This window comes from Kitasatospora sp. NPDC008115 (assembly GCF_042957205.1).
Taxonomy (GTDB): Bacteria; Actinomycetota; Actinomycetes; order Streptomycetales; family Streptomycetaceae; genus Kitasatospora.
Genome location: NZ_JBIBHU010000003.1, coordinates 226129 through 245484 on the forward strand (window position 1 = coordinate 226129; position 19356 = coordinate 245484).

20 protein-coding genes are annotated in these 19356 nt (G+C 73.9%); 9 read left to right on the top strand and 11 right to left on the bottom strand.

What is annotated here, in order from left to right:
• Positions 1 to 24 precede the first annotated feature (24 nt).
• From ACFZBX_RS05410 to ACFZBX_RS05420, 3 genes are all read right to left on the bottom strand, one after another.
• Positions 25 to 225, bottom strand: coding sequence for a DUF5326 family protein (locus tag ACFZBX_RS05410; RefSeq protein ID WP_380764239.1), 201 nt, complete (start codon positions 223 to 225; stop codon positions 25 to 27).
• Positions 226 to 442: 217 nt separating this feature from the next.
• Positions 443 to 1114 (bottom strand): thiaminase II, encoded by a 672-nt coding sequence (gene tenA / locus ACFZBX_RS05415; RefSeq protein ID WP_391531640.1) that lies wholly within the window; start codon positions 1112 to 1114, stop codon positions 443 to 445.
• Positions 1115 to 1172: 58 nt separating this feature from the next.
• Entirely contained in the window at positions 1173 to 1490 is a 318-nt protein-coding gene (locus ACFZBX_RS05420; protein WP_391531641.1) for a cupin domain-containing protein, read from the bottom strand.
• Between the two features lie 99 nt (positions 1491 to 1589).
• On the opposite strand from ACFZBX_RS05420, the gene ACFZBX_RS05425 reads away from it, so the two are divergent.
• Complete coding sequence (locus ACFZBX_RS05425; protein ID WP_344338920.1) at positions 1590 to 1964, top strand: phage holin family protein; 375 nt, start codon at positions 1590 to 1592, stop codon at positions 1962 to 1964.
• A 96-nt stretch (positions 1965 to 2060) separates the two neighbouring features.
• Here the strand turns inward: ACFZBX_RS05425 and ACFZBX_RS05430 are convergent, their stop codons facing one another.
• Together ACFZBX_RS05430 and ACFZBX_RS05435 are read right to left on the bottom strand one after the other, a co-directional pair.
• On the bottom strand, positions 2061 to 2486 hold the full coding sequence (locus ACFZBX_RS05430) for an SsgA family sporulation/cell division regulator (RefSeq protein WP_380764236.1): 426 nt from the start codon (positions 2484 to 2486) through the stop codon (positions 2061 to 2063).
• A 216-nt stretch (positions 2487 to 2702) separates the two neighbouring features.
• Positions 2703 to 3503: an IclR family transcriptional regulator gene (locus tag ACFZBX_RS05435; protein ID WP_391531642.1), complete on the bottom strand. Its 801-nt coding sequence runs from the start codon at positions 3501 to 3503 to the stop codon at positions 2703 to 2705.
• 328 nt (positions 3504 to 3831) lie between these two features.
• Here ACFZBX_RS05435 and ACFZBX_RS05440 point away from each other — a divergent pair, with 328 nt between their 5' ends.
• Positions 3832 to 4359, top strand: coding sequence for an NUDIX domain-containing protein (locus ACFZBX_RS05440; protein ID WP_380764234.1), 528 nt, complete (start codon positions 3832 to 3834; stop codon positions 4357 to 4359).
• Between the two features lie 25 nt (positions 4360 to 4384).
• On the opposite strand, the gene ACFZBX_RS05445 is transcribed toward ACFZBX_RS05440, so the two are convergent.
• From ACFZBX_RS05445 to ACFZBX_RS05460, 4 genes are all read right to left on the bottom strand, one after another.
• Complete coding sequence (locus tag ACFZBX_RS05445; RefSeq protein ID WP_391531643.1) at positions 4385 to 5833, bottom strand: globin domain-containing protein; 1449 nt, start codon at positions 5831 to 5833, stop codon at positions 4385 to 4387.
• A 221-nt stretch (positions 5834 to 6054) separates the two neighbouring features.
• The gene (locus ACFZBX_RS05450; RefSeq protein WP_391531644.1) at positions 6055 to 7353 is read right to left on the bottom strand and encodes a dihydrolipoamide acetyltransferase family protein; all 1299 of its coding nucleotides are present in this window, start codon (positions 7351 to 7353) and stop codon (positions 6055 to 6057) included.
• 5 nt (positions 7354 to 7358) lie between these two features.
• On the bottom strand, positions 7359 to 8378 hold the full coding sequence (locus ACFZBX_RS05455; protein ID WP_391531645.1) for an alpha-ketoacid dehydrogenase subunit beta: 1020 nt from the start codon (positions 8376 to 8378) through the stop codon (positions 7359 to 7361).
• Positions 8378 to 9514, bottom strand: a complete 1137-nt coding sequence (locus ACFZBX_RS05460; RefSeq protein WP_391531646.1) for a thiamine pyrophosphate-dependent dehydrogenase E1 component subunit alpha — start codon at positions 9512 to 9514, stop codon at positions 8378 to 8380. The genes ACFZBX_RS05455 and ACFZBX_RS05460 overlap by 1 nt, the downstream gene beginning before the upstream one ends.
• 163 nt (positions 9515 to 9677) lie before the next feature.
• On the opposite strand from ACFZBX_RS05460, the gene ACFZBX_RS05465 reads away from it, so the two are divergent.
• Complete coding sequence (locus ACFZBX_RS05465) at positions 9678 to 10124, top strand: Lrp/AsnC family transcriptional regulator (RefSeq protein WP_380756701.1); 447 nt, start codon at positions 9678 to 9680, stop codon at positions 10122 to 10124.
• Between the two features lies 1 nt (position 10125).
• Here the strand turns inward: ACFZBX_RS05465 and ACFZBX_RS05470 are convergent, their stop codons facing one another.
• The gene (locus ACFZBX_RS05470; RefSeq protein ID WP_391531647.1) at positions 10126 to 10710 is read right to left on the bottom strand and encodes a TetR/AcrR family transcriptional regulator; all 585 of its coding nucleotides are present in this window, start codon (positions 10708 to 10710) and stop codon (positions 10126 to 10128) included.
• A 124-nt stretch (positions 10711 to 10834) separates the two neighbouring features.
• On the opposite strand from ACFZBX_RS05470, the gene ACFZBX_RS05475 reads away from it, so the two are divergent.
• The 3 genes from ACFZBX_RS05475 (at position 10835) to ACFZBX_RS05485 (ending at position 15562) form a co-directional block, all read left to right on the top strand.
• Positions 10835 to 12103: a hypothetical protein gene (locus ACFZBX_RS05475; protein ID WP_391531648.1), complete on the top strand. Its 1269-nt coding sequence runs from the start codon at positions 10835 to 10837 to the stop codon at positions 12101 to 12103.
• 128 nt (positions 12104 to 12231) lie between these two features.
• On the top strand, positions 12232 to 13932 hold the full coding sequence (paaN, locus tag ACFZBX_RS05480; RefSeq protein ID WP_391531649.1) for a phenylacetic acid degradation protein PaaN: 1701 nt from the start codon (positions 12232 to 12234) through the stop codon (positions 13930 to 13932).
• A gap of 136 nt (positions 13933 to 14068) precedes the next feature.
• On the top strand, positions 14069 to 15562 hold the full coding sequence (locus ACFZBX_RS05485; RefSeq protein ID WP_391531650.1) for an FAD-dependent monooxygenase: 1494 nt from the start codon (positions 14069 to 14071) through the stop codon (positions 15560 to 15562).
• A 39-nt stretch (positions 15563 to 15601) separates the two neighbouring features.
• On the opposite strand, the gene ACFZBX_RS05490 is transcribed toward ACFZBX_RS05485, so the two are convergent.
• A complete protein-coding gene (locus tag ACFZBX_RS05490; RefSeq protein WP_391531651.1) occupies positions 15602 to 16168 on the bottom strand; it encodes a CGNR zinc finger domain-containing protein in 567 nt (188 codons plus the stop codon).
• Between the two features lie 307 nt (positions 16169 to 16475).
• On the opposite strand from ACFZBX_RS05490, the gene ACFZBX_RS05495 reads away from it, so the two are divergent.
• The 3 genes from ACFZBX_RS05495 (at position 16476) to ACFZBX_RS05505 (ending at position 19111) form a co-directional block, all read left to right on the top strand.
• Positions 16476 to 17498, top strand: coding sequence for a hypothetical protein (locus ACFZBX_RS05495; RefSeq protein WP_391531652.1), 1023 nt, complete (start codon positions 16476 to 16478; stop codon positions 17496 to 17498).
• Positions 17499 to 17697: 199 nt separating this feature from the next.
• Positions 17698 to 18165, top strand: coding sequence for a VOC family protein (locus ACFZBX_RS05500; RefSeq protein ID WP_391531653.1), 468 nt, complete (start codon positions 17698 to 17700; stop codon positions 18163 to 18165).
• A gap of 28 nt (positions 18166 to 18193) precedes the next feature.
• Entirely contained in the window at positions 18194 to 19111 is a 918-nt protein-coding gene (locus ACFZBX_RS05505) for a pyridoxamine 5'-phosphate oxidase family protein (RefSeq protein ID WP_391531654.1), read from the top strand.
• The last annotated feature ends 245 nt before the right edge of the window (positions 19112 to 19356 follow it).

Consider the following 19356-nt stretch of genomic DNA (forward strand, 5'->3'; position numbering starts at 1 on the left):
GACGTCCTGGACGTCCTGGACGTCCTAGTTCCGTGCGGCCTTCTTCACCAGGACCACCACCGCGGCGGCGATGCCGACCACCACCAGCGCCTTGAGGGCGAAGGCCAGCAGCGCGCCGACCACGCCGAAGACGAACATCAGCAGGTTCCAGGCGAGTACCAGCACCAGCACCGGCACCACGATGTTCCGTACCCACGAGGGCAGCGACTTCCAGAGCTCAGCCATGTCCGTTCCTTCTCTCCCCAGGGGGTCGGCTGCCGTCCGGTGCCGCATCCCGTTCGCTTTCGTACTTCGATCGTACGGTGGCGCAAGGGGCGGAACGAGGCCCAACGGCCCCGAGAGAACCCGGAGATCCCCCCGACCCCGGCCCCCGGGGGAACCCCCGTCCCGACCTCGGGGAACACCCCCGGCACGACCCCGGCCGGCGCCGCCGCGGGCGGGCTCAGACCGGCCAGGTCTCCCCGCGCCAGGCGGCGTCCCAGAACATCCACTCGTAGCGCGAGGTGGTCACGAAGTGCTCGACGACCCGCCGCCGTTCGGCGGGGGAGATCTCCTCGCCGAGCCGGTCGGTCAGCGCCACCACCCGCCGCACCACCGACTGGAAGGCCTCGTCGCCGTAGGTGGAGATCCACTTGGCGTACAGCGGGTCGGGGGAGCCCTCGGCGAGCAGCCGCTCGCCGACCCGGGCGTAGATCCAGTAGCAGGGCAGCACCGCGCCGACCGCCTCCGCGAAGGAGCCGCCGTAGACGGTGGCGAGCAGGTAGCTGGTGTACGCGCGGGTGGTCGGCAGCACCGGCTCGGCGGCGGCGCCCTCGGCGGTGTCGCCGAAGGCGTCCAGGAACTCGGCGTGCATCCCCTGCTCGGCGGCCAGCGCGCCGATCGCGTCGTCGGCGAAGGCCCGCACCTCCTCCTCGCCGGGCGCCTTGGCCGCGCAGACGGCCAGCGCCCGGGCGTAGTCGCGCAGGTAGTGCGAGTCCTGGACGACGAAGTGGCGGAACGCCTCCCGGGGCAGGGTCCCGTCGGTCAGTCCGGCGAGGAAGGGGTGGGCGAGGATCTCGGCGTAGACCGGCTCGATCGCCGCCCAGAGTTCTTCGGTCAGGCTCTGGCTGCTCATGCCCCGACCCTAACCGGCCGCCCGCGGACCCCGGCCGGCCACCCGCGGCCGCCCGGCCTCAGTCCTCCGGCGGCGAGAACACCACCAGCACCCGCAGCTCCTCGGTGATGTGGTGGAAGCGGTGCGGCGTCCCGGCCGGGACGTAGACGACGGTGCCCCGGCCCACCGTGGCGGTCTCGTCCCCGACGGTCAGTTCGGCCCGGCCGCTGATCACCTGGTAGATCTCGTCCTGCTCGTGCGCGCTCTGGGTGTCGGTGTCGCCGGGGGAGAGCGCGTACAGGCCGGCGGACATCCGCGGCTCGCGCAGGAAGCGCAGGTAGGCGCCGTCGTTGGCGGCGCGTTCGGCGTCCAGTCGGTCCAGCCGGAACAGCTTCATCGGGGCACCCCTCCTCGTACGGCCTCGGCCACCGGCATTCAACACCACCACGCCGGCCGGAACACCGCCTCCCCTTGACCGACCTGGGACGCTGGCCCCATGAAGGGTTTCGCCATCAAGACACTGATCAACGCGGCAGCCATCTGGGTCGCCGCCTGGATCGTCTCCGGGATCACGCTCACCGGTGACGACTGGCAGCACAAGACGCTCACGGTGCTCGCCGTGGCGCTGGTGTTCGGCGTGGTCAACTGGCTGATCAAGCCGGTGGTCCAGCTGTTCTCGCTCCCCCTGTTCATCCTCACCCTGGGCCTGTTCACCTTCATCGTGAACGCGCTGATGCTCTGGCTGACCTCCTGGGCCTCGGACAAGCTCGACCTGGACTTCCACGTGGACGGCTTCTGGTCGGCGCTGTTCGGCGCGCTGATCGTCAGCCTGGTGTCCTGGGGCCTCAGCCTCGCCCTCGACGAGGACTGAGCCGACCCCGTGCCGGCCCGTGCGGAAGGGGCCCGTACCCGGTGCACCACCCGGGTACGGGCCCCTCTCGGTCCGCGTCCTGCGCCCGCCGGCGGCTCACCCGGCGTTCTCGTGGCCGTGCAGGATCAGTTCGAGCTGGGCGTCGAGGTCGCCGGCGGCGGCCTCCTCGCCGATCGGCACCAGCCGGTCGGTGCGGGCCAGGAAGGCGATCAGCGGCGGCGCCGAGCCGTGCAGCACGGCGTCGCCCTCGGGGGAGCGCAGCACCAGGCAGATCTCGCCCAGCTCCCCGCCGACCGGGTGGATGTGCACGTCGCCCTCACCGGACGGCCGGGCCAGCCCGTCGAGCAGCAGCTCGCGGGCGAAGACCCAGGTGACCGGCTCGTCGCCGGGCAGGTGGAAGGTGAAGCGGACCGCGTAGGGGTCGGCGGGGTCGTAGTCGAGGTCGACCACGATGCGGAAGGTGAGCTCCTGCGAGACCACCAGGTTCATGGTCAGGTGGCCCTGGACTGTGCTGTGCTGCATGGCACCGACACCTCTCGTTCTGCCCGGCCGCGCGTGGGGGAGGGTTTCGCGGGTACCCGGACAAGGCTGTTGGCTGACAGGGGGAGGGATTGCGTGCGGTACGTCCATCATCATCGTCCCCGGCCGGGGACGTGGTGGACAAGATGTGCTTTTTCAAATGGTGATAGAGCGGGAACCGCTGGTCCAGACCTGGACCGGGCCGGTGCGGACGGGTCGTCAGAGTACGAACGTCGGTGTCATCGCCCCGACGTCGCGCCGCAGCCGGCCCGCGACCGCGGTGAGCCGGTCGGCCTGCTCGACCGGCAGCGAGACCGCCATGGTGGCGACCACCGAGCCCACGGTGATCGGCACGGCCGCGCAGACGGTGCCGATCGCGTACTCCTGGCGCTCGACCACCGGCATGGTGTGCCGCACCCCGGCGATCCGGCGCAGCACGGCCGCCTCGTCGACGAGCGTGGCCGGGGTCAGGCCCACCGGGGGGTGGCGCGCGAGGTGGTCGCGCCGGGCCTCCTCGGGGAGCTGGCTCAGCAGGCACTGGCCGATCGCGTGGGCGTGGGCGGTGGCCCGGAAGTCCGCCCACGGTTCGACGGCCGGCTGGTGGGCCCCGTCGACGGTGTCGACCACGGTGACCTCGCCGTCCTGGTAGAGGGCGAAGTAGACGGCCGCGCCGAGCTCTGCGCTTAACTGCTCCATCCGCACCCGCAGCCCGTGCCGTTCGGCCTGCCGGTCCTCGGCCCGGACGATGCCGTCGACGGAGTCGCCGTAGAAGAAGCGCCCGTCGGTCCGCCGCAGATAGCCCTCGTGGGTCAGGGTCCGCAGCAGGTGGTACGCGGTGCCGAGCGGCAGGCCCGCCACCCGGGCGAGCTGCTTGGCGGTGGCCCCGTGCCGGAACCCGCCGACGGCCTCCAGCAGGCGCAGCGCGCGCTGGACGGAGGAGATCAGGGTGGGCTGCCGCTCGTTGCGCGAGGTCCGTGCCGACCGCGCCGGTGGCACCATGCGCTCTGCGATCCGATCCATGGCCACAGCCAGCCCCCAGCCCGAGTCATTGCACAGAAGAGCATGCGGAGTGAATCACTCCGATTTGCCCGATAGTCGCCCATTGCAGCACAGGCGCCGCGCCGCTGCAATCACTCTGGCACGGTCCAATCGGTAAAATCCTTTGAATCAAAGGCCATTTGGGAGTAAAATCTAACTTTCAAAGAGCTGTTCAACGTTCATCTTCACGATCCAAGATCTATCGCCGCTACGAACCCGCCACGGACGGACGCACCCGTGGGCGGGCCGCGTTTCGGGCGCGGCGCGCCGCGGGAGACTCCCGCACAACGCTCCAGCCCCGGAGGTCGCCATGCGCACCCCGCCCCGTCCCGTCGTCAAGCGCACCGCCCGGGCGATCCTGCTGGAGGTCGACCCGAACGACCCGTACGGACCGGCCTCGCTGGTGCTGATCAAGCGCACCCGGCCCGGCTCCCCGCACCCGTACTGGATCACCCCCGGCGGCGGCGTCGAGCGCGGCGACCGCACCGTGGTGGACGCGCTGCACCGCGAGGTGGACGAGGAACTCGGCGGCAAGGTGGTCGACGTGGTCCCCGCCTTCGTGGACACCATCAGCCACACCCACCACGACGACGGCACCCTGCTCCACCCGCACGGGGTGAAGGTGCAGCACTTCTTCGTCTGCCGGCTGGCCTCGATGGACCTCGACCGCCGGCACGGGCCCGAGGTCGACGACCCCAACGGCGGCTACGAGGTGGTCCGGGTGCCGTTCACCCGCGAGGGCGTCACCTCGGTCAACGTGGTCCCGCCGAGCCTGCGGGCGTACCTGGCCGCCAACATCGAGGGCATCCGCGCCCTGCTCGCGCCCGACCTCGGCTGACAGCGCCCCGGCGGCCGGGCCTCGCTCACCGGGCGGCCAGGTCGTGCCGGATCCGCTCGGCCGGCACCCCGGCGCGCAGCAGCACCGCGCTGGTCCGCCGGACCAGCGCGGGCGGCCCGGCGAGGTAGGCCGTCCGCCCGGTCCACGGCCCGGACCGGGCGACCGCCTCCGGGAGCCCGCCCGCCGGCGCCCCGGCGGTCCCGGCGCCGGGACCGGACGGCACCGGGTGGACGGACAGCCCGCGGTGCCGCCGCGCCAACTCCCGCAGCCCGGCCAGCTCGTACAGCTCCCCGGCGGACCGGGCGCCGTAGAACACCTCCACCGCGCGGTCCGCCCCGCCGGACCCGACCGCCTCCTCGGCCAGCGCCCGCAGCGGCGCGATCCCGGTACCGCCGCCCACCAGCAGCAGGCCGCCGCCGTCGGCGTGGTCCAGGGTCATCCGGCCGGCCGCCGGGCCGAGCCGCAGCACGTCCCCGGGCGCGGCCCGGTGCACCAGCGCGTTGCTCACCCAGCCCGCCCGCACCGCCTTGACGTGGAAGGTCAGCAGGCCGTCCGGCCGGGGCGCCGAGGCGAGCGAGTAGTGCCGCCAGACCCGCGGCCACCAGGGCGTCTCCAGGCTCGCGTACTGCCCGGCGCGGTACGGGTACGGCTGGTCGGGGCGGACGGTGAGCACCGCGACGTCCGGGGTCCGGCGCTCGTGCGCGACCACCTCGCCCTGCCACCAGGGCGGCGAGGTGCGGGCGTCCCGCTCGGCGGCCTCGATCATGATCGAGGAGACCAGCCGGTAGACCCGGCGCCAGGCCAGCTCGGTCTCGGCGGTCCACCGGCCGCCCGCGTACTTGGCCAGTGCCGCCACCAGGCACTCGCCGACCGGACCGTAATGGGCGGTCAGCGTGCCGTACCTGCGGTGGAGGCAGCCCAGCGCACCCAGGTAGGCGCGCAGGCCCTCCGGATCGCCGGCGGCGCGGGCGGCCATCAGCAGGGCGCGGAAGAGGCGGTCGCGCTGGACGTCCATGGCGGCCGGGAAGAGCGCCCGGACCTCGGGGTGGCCGAGGAAGACGAGCGCGTAGAAGTGCGCGGTGGCCCGGTCGGCGACCGGCTCGACCACCGCCAGGCTGGCCCGGATCAGTTCGAGGTCCCGGGCGGTGGGCGGCAGCTCGGCCGCCGCCCGGACATCCGGCGCGGGCGGCGCCGGAGTGAGGGCTGGGACGGCCCAGTTGAGACCGGGGGCGCTGGTGAACAGCGGCTCGATCACCGGGGCCGGCACCGGAGCGGCGGCGTCCGGCCGGCTCGGCGCGGGGACGGCGGGCGGCACGGTCGGCCGCGGCGGGACGACCGGCGGCGGGAGGACCGGCGGCGGCATCGGCGGGACGGCCGGCGGCAGGTCCGGGGGATCCGACGGCAGCGGCGGGACGGCCGAGGCCGCCGCCGAGCCGTGCCCGGTCCTGACCAGGAGTGTTCTGCGGGACTTCACCGCAACGTTTCGAGTACCCAAGAGAATCGTTTCGCCTCCGGCCGGCCTTCGCCACCACCTGGCTTGTCTCGGTTGACGCCCAGGAAGCGTGCCACGCCCGAAGTGCTCATCCGACGAATCGCGCGAAGCCCGGACACCCGCCCCCGGAACGCGCTACTCTCCCCCGCCCGCGTCGCTCCGGGTGGCGGGTCGACCACCCGGGGCGACGCGCGGCGGTCCGCTCAGAGCCGCCGCAGCAGCATGCCCGGCTGCTCGACGCAGTCCGCGACGAACCGCAGGAACCCGCCCGCGGTGCCGCCGTCGCAGACCCGGTGGTCGAAGGTGAACGACAGCTGGGTGACCTCGCGCACCGCCAACTCCCCCTGGTGGACCCAGGGTTTGGCGACGATCCGGCCGACCCCGAGCATCGCCGCCTCCGGGTGGTTGAGGATCGGGGTGGAGCCGTCCACCCCGAACACCCCGTAGTTGTTCAGGGTGAACGTGCCGCCGGTCAGCTCGGCCGGGACGATCGACCCGGTCCGTGCCGCCTCGGTCAACCGTCCCAGCTCCGCGGCGAGTTGCTCGGTGGTGAGGCGCTGCGCGTCACGCACCACCGGGACGACCAGGCCGCGCTCGCCCTGGGCCGCGAAGCCCAGGTGCACCGCCGGGTGCCGCAGGATGCCCGAACCGTCCCCGGTCACACTGGAGTTGAGCTCGGGGAAGCGCTCCAGCGCAACGGTGCAGATCCTGGCGAGCAGGGCCAGCACGCTCACCTTCGGCCCCGGCGCGGCGTTCAACTGCCGTCGCAGGACCATAAGTTCGGTGGCGTCGGCGTCCACCCAGCAGGTCGCGGCGGGGATCTCCCGGTGGCTGCGGCCGAGCTTCTCGGCCACCGCCCTGCGCAGTCCGCGCAGCGGGACGACCTCTCCGACGGCGGCGGCGGGCACCGACGCGACGACCGGCGGCGCGACCGGAGCGGAGACCTTCGCCGCGACCGCGCGCTCGACGTCCGCCCGCATGATCAGCCCGTCCGGCCCGCTGCCGGTGACCGATGCCAGGTCGAGCCCCTGCTCCCGGGCCAGCCGTCGCACCAGCGGCGAGATCACCGGCGGGACGGCCCGGGCAACCGGAGCCGCCGCCCGGGCGATCGGAGCCGGGGCCCCGACCCGGCGCCGCCGTCCGCTCCGCCCCGGTTCGGCGACCCCGTACCCGACCAGCGGCCGCTCCACCTCCGCCGCCCGCTCGGCCGACGCCGCCGCCACCGCCGCGGCAGCGAGCGGCTTCCCGCCCTCGCCCGGCGCCACCGCGACCGTCACCAGCGGCGCGCCGACCGCGACCTCCTGACCCACCTCGCCGAACAGCGCGGTCACCACCCCGCCGTACGGACAGGGCACCTCGACCACCGCCTTGGCGGTCTCCACCTCCACCACCGGCTGGTCGACCGCGATCACCTCGCCGACCTCGACCAGCCAGCGCACCACCTCCGCCCCGGTGAGCCCCTCACCGAGGTCGGGCAGGGTGAACTCGCGCACGACGGGCATCATCCTCAGTCCTCCCACTGCAGCCGGGCGACCGCGTCCAGGATCCGGTCCACCCCGGGCAGGTGGTGGTGCTCCAGCATCGGCGGCGGGTACGGGATGTCGAAGCCGGTGACCCGCAGCACGGGCGCGGCCAGGTGGTGGAAGCAGCGCTCGGTGACCCGGGCGGCGATCTCCGCGCCGGTGCCGCCGAAGCCGCCGGCCTCGTGCACCACCACGGCCCGGCCGAGCGAGCGCACCACCCGGCAGACCGTCTCGTCGTCGAACGGCACCAGGGTGCGCAGGTCCAGCACCGCCAGGTCCCACCCCTCGGCCTTCGCCACCTCGGCCGCCTCCAGGCAGACCGGCAGCGAGGGGCCGTAGGTGATCAGCACGGCGGAGGTGCCGGTGCGCCGCAGCACCGCCCGTCCGACCGGCTCGACCGGGGCGGCCGGGTCGAACTCCGCCTTGCCCCAGTACATCCGCTTGGGCTCCAGGAAGACCACCGGGTCGTCCGAGGCGATCGAGGCCCGCAGCAGCCCGTACGCGTCGGCCACCGTGGCGGGGGTGACCACGTGCAGGCCCGGGGTGGCGGCGTAGTACGCCTCGGAGGCGTCGCTGTGGTGCTCGACGCCGCCGATGCCGCCGCCGTACGGGATGCGGACGGTGATCGGCAGCGGCAGCCGGCCGGCCGTGCGGTTGCGCATCTTGGCGACGTGCGAGAACAACTGCTCCAGGGCCGGGTAGGCGAAGGCGTCGAACTGCATCTCCACCACCGGCCGCAGCCCGTACATGGCCATGCCGACGGCAGTGCCGAGGATGCCCGCCTCGGCCAGCGGGGTGTCCAGACAGCGTTCCGGGCCGAACTCGGCGGTCAGCCCGTCGGTGATCCGGAAGACGCCGCCGAGCGCGCCGACGTCCTCGCCGAGCACGTGCACCGTCGGGTCCTCGCGCATGGCGTCGCGCAGCGCGGCGTTGAGCGCCTGCGCCATGCTGGCGGTCCGGGCGCCGGCGGCGGGGGAGGCGGTGGGGGAAGCGGCCGTGGACATCAGTGCTGCACCTCGGCCTCGGCGGCCAGCTCCTCGGCCAACCGCGCCGCCTGCTCGCGCAGTTGCGGGGTGGGCTCGGCGTACACATGGGTGAACAGGGACATCGGGTCGAGCTCCGGATCGGCGTGGAACTCGGCCCGCATCCGGGCCGCGAGCGCCTCGGCCTCGTCGGCCGCCTCCCGCACCAGGGCGTCGTCCAGCACCCCGAGACCGCGCAGCGCGCGCTCCATCAGCAGCACCGGGTCGTGCTCGCGCCAGGCCGCCACCTCGGCCTCGGTCCGGTAGCGGGTGGCGTCGTCGGCGTTGGTGTGCGCCTCGGCCCGGTAGGTCAGCGCCTCCACCAGGGTCGGCCCGCCGCCGCTGCGGGCCCGCTCGACGGCCTCGGTCAGGACGCCGTGCACGGCGGGGGCGTCGTTGCCGTCCACCAGTCGGCCGGGCATCCCGTAGCCGACGGCCTTGTGGGCCAGCGTCGGGGCGGCGGACTGCGCGCTGAGCGGGACGGAGATCGCGTACCCGTTGTTCTGCACCAGGAAGACCACCGGGGCCCCCAGCACGGCGGCGAAGTTCAGCGCCTCGTGGAAGTCGCCCTCGCTGGTGCCGCCGTCGCCGAGCAGCGCCAGCGCGACCACCGGGTCGCCGCTCAGCCGGGCGGCGTGCGCCAGCCCGACGGCGTGCGGGCCCTGGGTGCCCAGCGGGGTGCAGAGCGGGGCGGTCCGGCTGGCGCGCGGGTCGTAGCCGGTGTGGGCGTTGCCGCGCAGCAGGGTGAGCGCTTCCAGCGGGTCCACGCCCCGGGAGACCACGGCCAGGGTGTCGCGGTAGCTGGGGAACAGCCAGTCGCGCTCGCCGAGCACCAGCGCGGCGGCGACCTGGCAGGCCTCCTGCCCGGTCGAGGCCGGGTAGACGGCGAGCCGGCCCTGCTTGGTGAGGGTGGTGGCCTGCTGGTTGTACCGGCGGCCGACGACCAGGCGGCGGTACAGCTCGCGGAGCAGGGCGGGGTCGTACTTCTCCAGCGCGGGGGTCCCGAGGACCCGGACGGGAGCGGGGTCCGGGAGCAGCGGGGACGGGTCGGTGCGGGGGGCGGTGGCCCCGGGCAGCCAACCGGGCACGGCCGTATGTCTGTGGTCGAGAACGGTCATCTCGGGCACCTCCGGGGGTGGTGGGGGCTCCCTACCGATTGTTCGGTCGTCTGTTCATCTTGACCAGAAGCGTGCGAAGGTGGTGGACAATCGGCCCGGGTGGCGGTCGACTGGTGGCAGTGCGTCCAATCCGTGGGGGTGGGGGGTCATGTCGGCTGAACAGATGTCCAGACTCGACCGGGTGGACCGGGCGATCCTGCGGCTGCTGCAGCAGGACGGCCGGGCCTCCATCCGCTCGGTGGCCGAGCGGGTGCACGTGTCCCGGGCGAACGCCTACGCCCGGATATCCAGGATGGTCGAGGACGGTGTCATCCGCGGCTTCACCGCCAGGGTGGACCACGAACGGGCAGGTCAGGGCGCGTCCGCCTACATCACCCTGAAAATCGTCCAGAACTCCTGGCGCACCGTGCGCGAGCAGCTGCTGGCCCTGCCCGGGGTCGCGCACATCGCCCTGGTCGGCGGCGACTTCGACGTCCTGCTGCTGGTGCACACCGCCGACAACCGCGCCCTGCGGGAACTGGTGCTGGGCAGCATCCAGTCCATCCCCCAGGTCCTCGGCACCCGGACCATGCTGGTCTTCGAGGAGACGGACCAGGTACCGCCGGACTAGATCAGCGGGCCCGGAGGCCGTCGAAGGCCAGGTGGACCACCGCGTCGGCGACCCCGTCGGCGGACTTGAGGCCCGGCCGGTACCACTCCACGATCGAGTTGATCATGCCGAAGAGCAGCCGGGTGGCCAGCCGCGGCTCGACGTCCGCCCGCAGCGCGCCGTCCGCCACGGCGGCCCGCAGCAGCTCGGCCACCTCGTGGTCGAACTCCCGGCGGCGCTCCAGCGCCCACTGCTCGGTGGCCGTGTTGCCGCGCACCCGCAGCAGCAGGGTGACGTAGGGCAGCTCCGTCAGCAGCACCTCGGCGGTCCGCCGCACGACGTGCTCCAGCCGCTCCACCGCCGGCCCGCCGACCGCGCCCGGCTCGGCCAGGATCGCGAACAGCCCGTCCAGCGCCCGCCCCACGGCGAGCCGGAGCAGCTCCTCCTTGCCGCGCACATGGTGGTAGATCGACGACTTGGAGATGCCGGCCGCACGCGACAGGTCCTCCATCGAGGTGCCGTCGTAGCCGCGCTCGTTGAACACGTCGACGGTCACCGCGAGCAGGGACTCCACGGTGTAGGCGGTACGCGTGGTGTGATCGGCCATCCTCCGAGTATCCCCGCCCGCCCCGTCACGACCGCGCCCGGGTACCTTGGTCCACACCAAATCCCGGCGGCAGACCCTAGACTCGGCGGACGATCCGTCCGAGGCCGAGCAGGTGGGGTAGTCGATGAGCGCAATACCGGCAGTCGAATCCGATCTGCCCGAGCAGCGCAGCGGCGCGTCCACGGCCGACCCCGCCGCCGACTGGCGCGAACGCGCCCGTGACCTGGTGCTCCGCTTCGGCCCGGCCGTGTGGTGCTACGCCGTCCTGAAGCTGCTCGGCTTCACCGTCTTCATGAAGCTGCTCTCCTTCTCCGGGGACTACCTGGAGAAGCACCCCCGGTTCGGCGGCGGCACCAACCCCTGGGACGTGCTGGCCAGCTGGGACGGCTGGTGGTACCAGCAGGTCGCCCAGTTCGGCTACCACCCGGCGCTGGTGCCGGTGCCCGGCGGCACCCCCGGCTTCACCATCGAGCAGAACTCGGCCGCCTTCTTCCCGCTCTACCCGGGCCTGATGCGGCTGGTCTCGGAGATCAGCCCGTTCGGCCTGTACGGCGCCGGGATGCTGGTCTCGGTGGTCGCCTCGCTGTTCGCCGCGGCCGGCATCTACGCCGTGGTGGACAGGATGGCCGGCCCGCGCGCCGGCGTGATCGCGGCCGGGCTGTGGGCGATCGCCCCCGGCGCGGGCGCCGAGTGGGCGCTCTACTCCGACTCGCTGTTCATCGCGCTGGCCGCCTGGGCCTGCTACTTCACGATGACCAAGCAGTGGGTGACGGCCGGGGTGATCACCCTGATCGCGGGCCTCAACCGGCCCACCTCGGCGGCGCTGATCGGCGCCGTCGGCCTGGCCGCGCTGGTGGAGCTGTACCGGCGGGAGAGCGGGGTGCTGCGCCCGCTGGCCGCGATGCTGCTGGCCCCGCTCGGACTGCTCGGCTACGTCGGCTGGGTGGGCTGGCGGATGGGCGACTGGGGCGGCTACTTCACGCTCCAGCGGGACGCCTGGCTGCACTACTTCGACTGGGGCCAGGGCACCTGGAACGCGATCCGCGGCGTGCTGCTGGGCCGCAACGACTACCCGTTCGCGTACCACACCACGGACATGCTGGCGACGCTGCTGGTGCTGAGCCTGCCGGTGCTGATCGTGCTGCTGATCCGGCTGCGCCCGCCGCTGGTGCTGACCGCCTACACCCTGGCGACCATCGTCTCGGTGCTCGGCAGCCTGGGCATCTTCGGCAACACCTCGCGCTACCTGCTGCCGGCCTTCCCGCTGCTGATCGCGCTCGCGGTGGCGATGCGGAAGCTGAGCTGGCCGGTGCTGGCCGGCGTGCTCGGCACCGGCGCGCTCGCCTCCGGCTGGTACGCCGGCTACGTGATCTTCGAGCTGGGCATCCCGTAGAACGACTGCCACCCACGGGAAGCGCGTCCGGCATCGCCCGGGCGCGCTTCTCCTTTGCCCTCTTGAGCCGACCGATCGTTCGGTTACTCTGTGACGTGTCCCGTCCTCCCCTCTGAGGAGCGCACACCATGTCCGCAGCGGTCACCCACCCCCACGTCGCCGAGCTCGTCGAACGCCACCGGGTCACCCTGGAGGCCGCCGTCGACGCCGCCGCCAAGCGCGACTACTGGTCGCCCTACCCCGAGTTCCCCAAGGCCTACGGCGAGAGCGCCGCCGCGGACGGCAAGGCCGCCTTCGACTCGCTGCTGCACCGGCCGTTCGAGCTGCCCGGCCACCCCTCCGACGGCGACCTGGTCGGCGGCGAGGCCTCCCCGTACGGCCTGGAGCTGGGCATCGGCTACCCGCACGCCGGCCCGGACGCCCTGATCGCCGCGCTGACCGCCGCCCGCCCGGCCTGGGCCGCCGCCGGGCCGCTCGCCCGCGCCGCCGTCTGCCTGGAGATCCTGGCCCGGATCAACGCCCGCTCGCACGAGTTCGCCAACGCCGTCATGCACACCACCGGCCAGGCGTACCCGATGGCCTTCCAGGCCGGCGGCCCGCACGCCCAGGACCGCGGCCTGGAGGCCGTCGCCTACGCGTACACCGAGCAGACCCGGCTGCCGGAGAGCGCCGGCTGGACCAAGCCGCAGGGCAGGCGCGACCCGCTGGTGATGACCAAGGAGTTCACCGTCGTCCCGCGCGGCCTGGCGCTGCTGATCGGCTGCAACACCTTCCCCACCTGGAACGGCTTCCCCGGCCTGTTCGCCTCGCTGGCCACCGGCAACCCGGTGCTGGTCAAGCCGCACCCGCGCGCCGTCCTGCCGCTGGCGCTCACCGTCCGCACCGCCCGCGAGGTGCTCGCCGAGGCCGGGTTCGACCCCAACCTGGTCTGTCTGGCCGCCGAGCACGAGGGCGGCACGGTGGCCGCCACCCTGGCCGTGCGCCCGGAGATCAGGCTGATCGACTACACCGGCTCCACCGCCTTCGGCGACTGGCTGGAGGAGCACGCCCGGCAGGCCGAGGTCTACACCGAGAAGGCCGGCGTCAACACCGTCGTCGTCGACTCCACCGGCGACTACCAGGGCATGCTGAACAACCTGGCCTTCTCGCTCTCGCTGTACAGCGGCCAGATGTGCACCACCCCGCAGAACCTGCTGATCCCGCGCGGCGGCATCGACACCGACCAGGGCGCCAGGTCCTACGACGAGGTGGTCCGCGACCTCGCCGCCGCCGTCGAGGGCCTGCTCTCCGACGACGCCCGCGCCACCGCGATCCTCGGTGCCGTGGTCAACCCGGGCGTGCTGCAGCGCTCGGCCGCCGCGGCCGGCGGCGAGTACGGCGAACTCGCCCTCGCCCCGCGGGCGGTGCAGCACCCGGAGTTCCCCGGCGCGACGGTCCGCACGCCCGCGCTGGTCAAGCTGGACGCCGACAAGCCGGACGACCGCGCGGTCTACCGCGGCGAGTGCTTCGGCCCGGTCTCCTTCGCCGTCGCGGTCGAGAACACCGCCGCCGCCGTCGAGTTGCTGCGCGACACGGTCCGCACCCGGGGCGCGATGACCGCCTCCGGCTACACCACCTCGCCCGAGGTCGAGGCCGCCCTGGTCGAGGCCGCCCTCGACGCCGGCGTCTCGCTCTCGCTCAACCTCACCGGCGGGGTGTACGCCAACCAGACCGCCGCCTTCTCCGACCTGCACGGCACCGGCGCCAACCCGGCCGCCAACTCCGCGTACTGCGACGGCGCGTTCGTCGCCAACCGGTTCCGCACCGTGGAGGTCCGCCGCCACAGTTGATCGCCCGCTCGTCTCCGGTCCCCGGCCACTCGCCGGGGACCGGAGATTCACAACGCCGCTCCCGGGCGGCGATGATGGAGGCGGGGAAACGCCACACCCGGCGTCCAGCCGCTGTTCGAGCACCGGGAGCTGACACATGAGCGAGAAGCAGACCGTCACCGACGTCATCGTGGTCGGCGCCGGCCCGACCGGACTGCTGCTGGCTGGCGACCTCGCCGCCGCCGGGCTGGACGTCACCGTGCTGGAGAAGCGCGCCGCCGAGTCCAACCTCACCCGGGCCTTCGCCGTGCACGCCCGCAGCCTCGAGCTGCTGGACGCCCGCGGCCTCGCCGACGAGCTCATCGCCGCCGGCACCCCGCTCGGCCACCTGCGGCTCTTCAACAAGCTCCGGGTGGACCTCACCGACCTCCCCAGCCGCTTCCCCTTCGTCCTGATCACCCCGCAGTACCGCACCGAGCAGCTGCTGCACGACCGGGCGGTGAAGGCCGGCGCGACGATCCTGCGCGGCGCCGAGGTGACCGGCCTGCGCCAGGACGCCGACGGCGTCACCGTCGAGACCGTCGAGGACGGCGCCGCCACCACCCGCCGGGCCCGCTACGCGGTCGGCGCCGACGGCGTCCACTCCACCGTCCGCGACCTGCTCGGCCTGCCCTTCCCCGGCGAGTCGGTGGTCGAGTCGGTGCTGCTGGCGGACGTCCGGCTGGAGCGCGAGCCCGCCGAGGCGGTCACCGTCGGCGCCAACGAGCACGGCTTCTCCTTCCTGGTGCCGTTCGGCGACGGCTGGTACCGGATCATCGCCTGGGACCGCGCCGAGCGGTTCGCCGACGGCACCCCGCCCCCGCTCGACGTGATCGCCGACATCGCCCGCGACACCCTCGGCGAGGACTACGGCCTGCACGGAGTCCGCTGGAGCTCCACCTTCCACAGCGACGAGCGGCAGGTCCCCAACTACCGCTCCGGGCGGGTCCTGCTGGCCGGCGACGCGGCCCACTGCCACTCCCCGGCCGGCGGCCTGGGCATGAACACCGGCCTCCAGGACGCCGCCAACCTCTCCTGGAAGCTCGCCGCCGCCGTCCGCGGCCGGGCCACCGACGCGCTGCTCGACACCTACCAGACCGAGCGGCACCCGGTCGGCCGGGCGGTGCTGCGCACCTCCGGCGCGCTGATCCGGCTGGCCCTCGCCCAGTCGGCGGCCACCCGGGCGCTGCGCGGCGCGCTCGCCTCCATCGCCGAGCACGTCGACCTGGTCGTGGAGCGCGGCGCCCGCACCATCTCCGGCATCGGCATCGCCTACCCGGCGCCCAAGGACGCCCACCCGCTGGTCGGCAAGCGCGTCCCGGACCTGCGGCTGACCGGCCTTGAGCCGCCCCGCGAGGACGGCCCGGCCGCGCCGCAGCGGCTCTACGAGGCCCTGCGGGCCGGGAAGTTCGTGCTGGTCAGCAATGACGAGGTGACGGCCGCCGACCCGTGGTCGGAGCGCCTGGTCACCGCCGCCCCGGCCGACCCGCACGGCAAGCTGCGCGACACCGTGCTGCTGATCCGCCCGGACGGCTACGCCGCCTGGGCCGCCGTCGACCCGGGCACCGGCGAACTGCGCGCCGCCCTCACCGAGTGGCTCGGCGAGGCCTGACCCACCGGGCCGGCCCCGGGCGGACGGACCGTCCCGGGGTCAGCCCTTCGCCTTCTCGTAGTGCCGGGCCGCCTTCGCCCGGTTGCCGCACACCGCCATCCGGCACCAACGGCGGCGGCCGTTCTGCGAGGTGTCGAAGAAGTGCAGGATGCAGGCCTCGTGCGCGCACTTCTTGATCCGCCGCGGCCCCTGGGCCAGCAGCCCCAGGAAGTCGTCCACCACCAGCCAGGCGGCCAGCCGGTGCGGCTCGTCCACCTCGACCCGGTCCACCGGGCCATCCGCCGAGGCCTCCCGCCGCACCCGCCCGTGCCGCAGCACGGCGTCCAGCCCGGCCAGCTCGCCGGCCCCGGGCAGCCGGCCGGCGTCCAGCTCACGGACCGCCGCCGCGAGCGCCTCCCGGGCCTCCCGCAGGGCGCCGAGCCCGGCCTCGTCCACCGCGCACCGCCCGGCGATACCGGCCGAGGAGAGCCAGATCGCGTAGCCGTCCGGCAGGGCGAGCAGGTCGTTCACCGGCACCCCCGCCCAGCGGGTGTTCAGCAGGTCCAGCGCCAGTGGCTCACCGAGCAGCGGGCGCGGGTCCCGCGGGTCTGCTGTCCGCTCCGTCATCGGCACTCCCAAGCTCTCGAACAGCCCCCGAGTCTACGTCCGGCCCCGCCCGGGCGGTTCCTGGCCGGAACAGGACAGTGCACCGGCCGGATCCCGTCGCCCGCGCGGGGAGCGGGCGGTGTGTTTCCGTACTGTTTCAAGATCGCTCACCCGGCGGCCCACCGCCTGTGACCACTGTCATCCGCACGACTGATGACGTAGCCTCTCGACCGTGCATAGGGTTCCCCACAGCTCGGCGAGGCCGTTGACGGCGCGTTCCGGCGCCGCTCCGGGTCTGCCGAACCCGCTCGGTGGGGAAGGTAACCACATGGCCTCACAGCACCCCCAGGACGCACGACTCAGACTGGTCGGGCCGCGCCAGGACACACCCGCGCCCGCTTCCCGGCCACCCGCTCCGCCGCTGTCGCCCGCCCCGACGCCCGGACGCCCCAGCCCCACCGGCGGCTTCGCCGACACCCTGCACGTGGCGATCGAGGCCAGCGGCCTCAGCCTGGACCGGATCCGCGCCGCGCTCGCCCAACGGGGCGTCAGGGTCAGCGTCACGACGCTGAGTTACTGGCGGCGCGGGCGCAGCCAGCCCGAGCGCGCCAGCTCGCTGCGCGCCGTTCACCTGCTCGAGGAACTGCTCGGCCTGCCGCACTCCACACTGTCCGCGCTGCTCGGCCCGCCCCGCCCGCGCGGCCGCTGGGCGGCCAACGCCACCACCAGCCACCTGCGGCTGGAGGACGTCTGGCCGGGCGAGCGGGAGATCTCCGACATGTTCGCCGAGCTGGACGCGCCGCCGGCCGGCGAGCTGGAGCGGCTCTCGGTCCACGACTCCTACTACGTGGACGCCGACCGCCGCGGCAACCTGCTGCGGCTGCGTCAGGTGGTCCGCGCCACGGTGTCCGGGGTGACCCGCTGCCTGGTGGTGCACAAGGCCGACGAGGAGGCCACCGGCTGTCCGGAGATCACCGGGGTGCGGCACGGCCGGCTCGGCCGGGTGCGCCGCCGCCCGGAGGCCGGGCTGATCGTCGGCGAGGTGATGCTGGACCGCCCGCTGGGCCTCGGCGACAGCACCGTCTTCGAGTACGAGGTGGAGATCCCGTCCGGCGGCGCCCAGACGACCGAGTACAGCCGCCGCTTCGCCACGCCGGTGCGCGAGTACGTGCTCCAGGTGCACTTCGACCCGGCGACCGTGCCGGTGCACTGCGAGCGGTACGACCGCGACCCGGGGGCGGACGTCGACCGCCGCCGCGAGCAGCTCTGGATCGGTGCCTCGGCCAGCGCCCACGTCCTCGCCCCCGACCAGCAGCCGGGTCACATCGGCATCCGCTGGGAGTGGGAGTAGCCGCACCGCGGTCCGGCGCCCGTGCGCCCGCTCCTCCGCACCTCGCCTGCACCTCCTTGTCATGGCAGAGCCATACCCGGGAAATCTAACCGTTGAAACGAACAATACCGGTTGACCCTCGCCCAGCCTAACCACTACTGTCCTCAGTAACGGTTAAGTGCGGCGCCCCGGGGCGCCCCGACCACGGGAGTGACCAGGTATGTCCGGCACCATCAGCAGCACCCTGCAGACCGGCCACGTGGGACTGAACGTCACCGACCTGGCCCGCTCGACGGCGTTCTACCGCGACGTCCTCGGCCTGGAGCTGGTCAAGGAGGGCACCGACCCCGAGCACCGCTTCGCCTTCCTCGGCCGCGACGGCCGCCTGGTGCTGACGCTCTGGCAGCAGAGCGAGGGCACCTTCCCCACCGGCGCGCCCGGCCTGCACCACCTCTCCTTCCAGGTCGACTCGCTCGACGAGGTGCGCGCCGCCGAGGCGGTGCTGCGCGGGCTCGACGCCTCCTTCGCCTACGACGGCGTCGTCCCGCACGGCGAGGGCGCCGCCTCGGGCGGGATCTTCTTCACCGACCCGGACGGCATCCGGCTGGAGATCTACACCCCGGCGGGCGTCGACGCGACCGGCGCCGAGGCCCCTACCAAGTCAGCCCCGACCTGCGGCTTCTTCTAGGCCCGGCGACCGCGAGGGAGGCACCGCGATGACCGCCGCCACCACGCCCTACCACCCCGGCGAACGGGCCGTGCAGGACCGGGCCGGCCGGACGGAGCGCGCCGACCACTCCGGCCGGGCCGTCGGCAGCACCGTCCCGGCCGTGGCCGCCCGCTTCCTCACCGAGCGCCGGGTGCTGGTGGCAGGCGCGGCCGACGCCGACGGCCGGCTCTGGGCCACCCAGCTCAGCGGCCCGGCCGGCTTCCTGCGGGCCCCCGACGAGCGGACCGTGACGGTGGCCGCCCACCCGGCCGGGGACGACCCGCTGGCCGACGCCCTGGCCGGCCCGGCCGAGGTGGGCACCATCGCCCTGGACCCGGCCGGCCGGCGCCGGATGCGGGTCAACGGCCGCTCCGTGCCGGACGGCCGGGGCGGCCTGGTGATCAGCGCCGACCAGGTCTACGCCAACTGCCCGAAGTACATCCAGCGCCGCGCCCCGGCCGACCGCCCGGGGGCCGGCGCCCCGCGCCGGGTGGCGGCCGGCTCCGCGCTGAGCACCGCCCAGCAGCTGCTGGCGGCCACCGCCGACACCTTCTTCATCGCCACCGCCGGGCCGGACGGCCGGATGGACGCCTCGCACCGCGGCGGCAACCCGGGCTTCCTGCGGGTGCTCGGACCGGACCGGCTGCGCTGGCCCGACTACGCGGGCAACAGCATGTTCATGACCCTGGGCAACCTGGAACTCGACCCCAGGGCCGGGCTGCTGATCCCGGAGTGGGAGAACGGCGGCGCGCTGCTGATCACCGGCGAGGCCAGGACCGACTGGACCGGCCCGGCCACCGCCGGCCTGCCGGGCGCCGAGCGGGTGGTCGACCTGACCGTCACCGGCGTCGTCGAACTGGCCGACGCCACCCCGCTGAGCTGGACCGCCCCCGACTACTCGCCCGCCAACCCGCCCATCCGCTGAAGCCGCCGTCGCCTGACGCCGGATCGGCCCGACGAACCGCCACCAACGCCCCGTCCGACCACCCCTACCGCCTTCCGCCGGCACCCGCCACGCCCGGGACGCCGAACGGCCGTCACCCGTTCGGCGTAACCCGCCGTGACGATCATGCGCCCGGTTTGGGACTTTGGTCCCGATAACACGCGGTGTGCCCCTGGGAAGGACCGTGCTGTCACGCCGCCAGCGGCCTGACCGGCACCGTCCCCCAC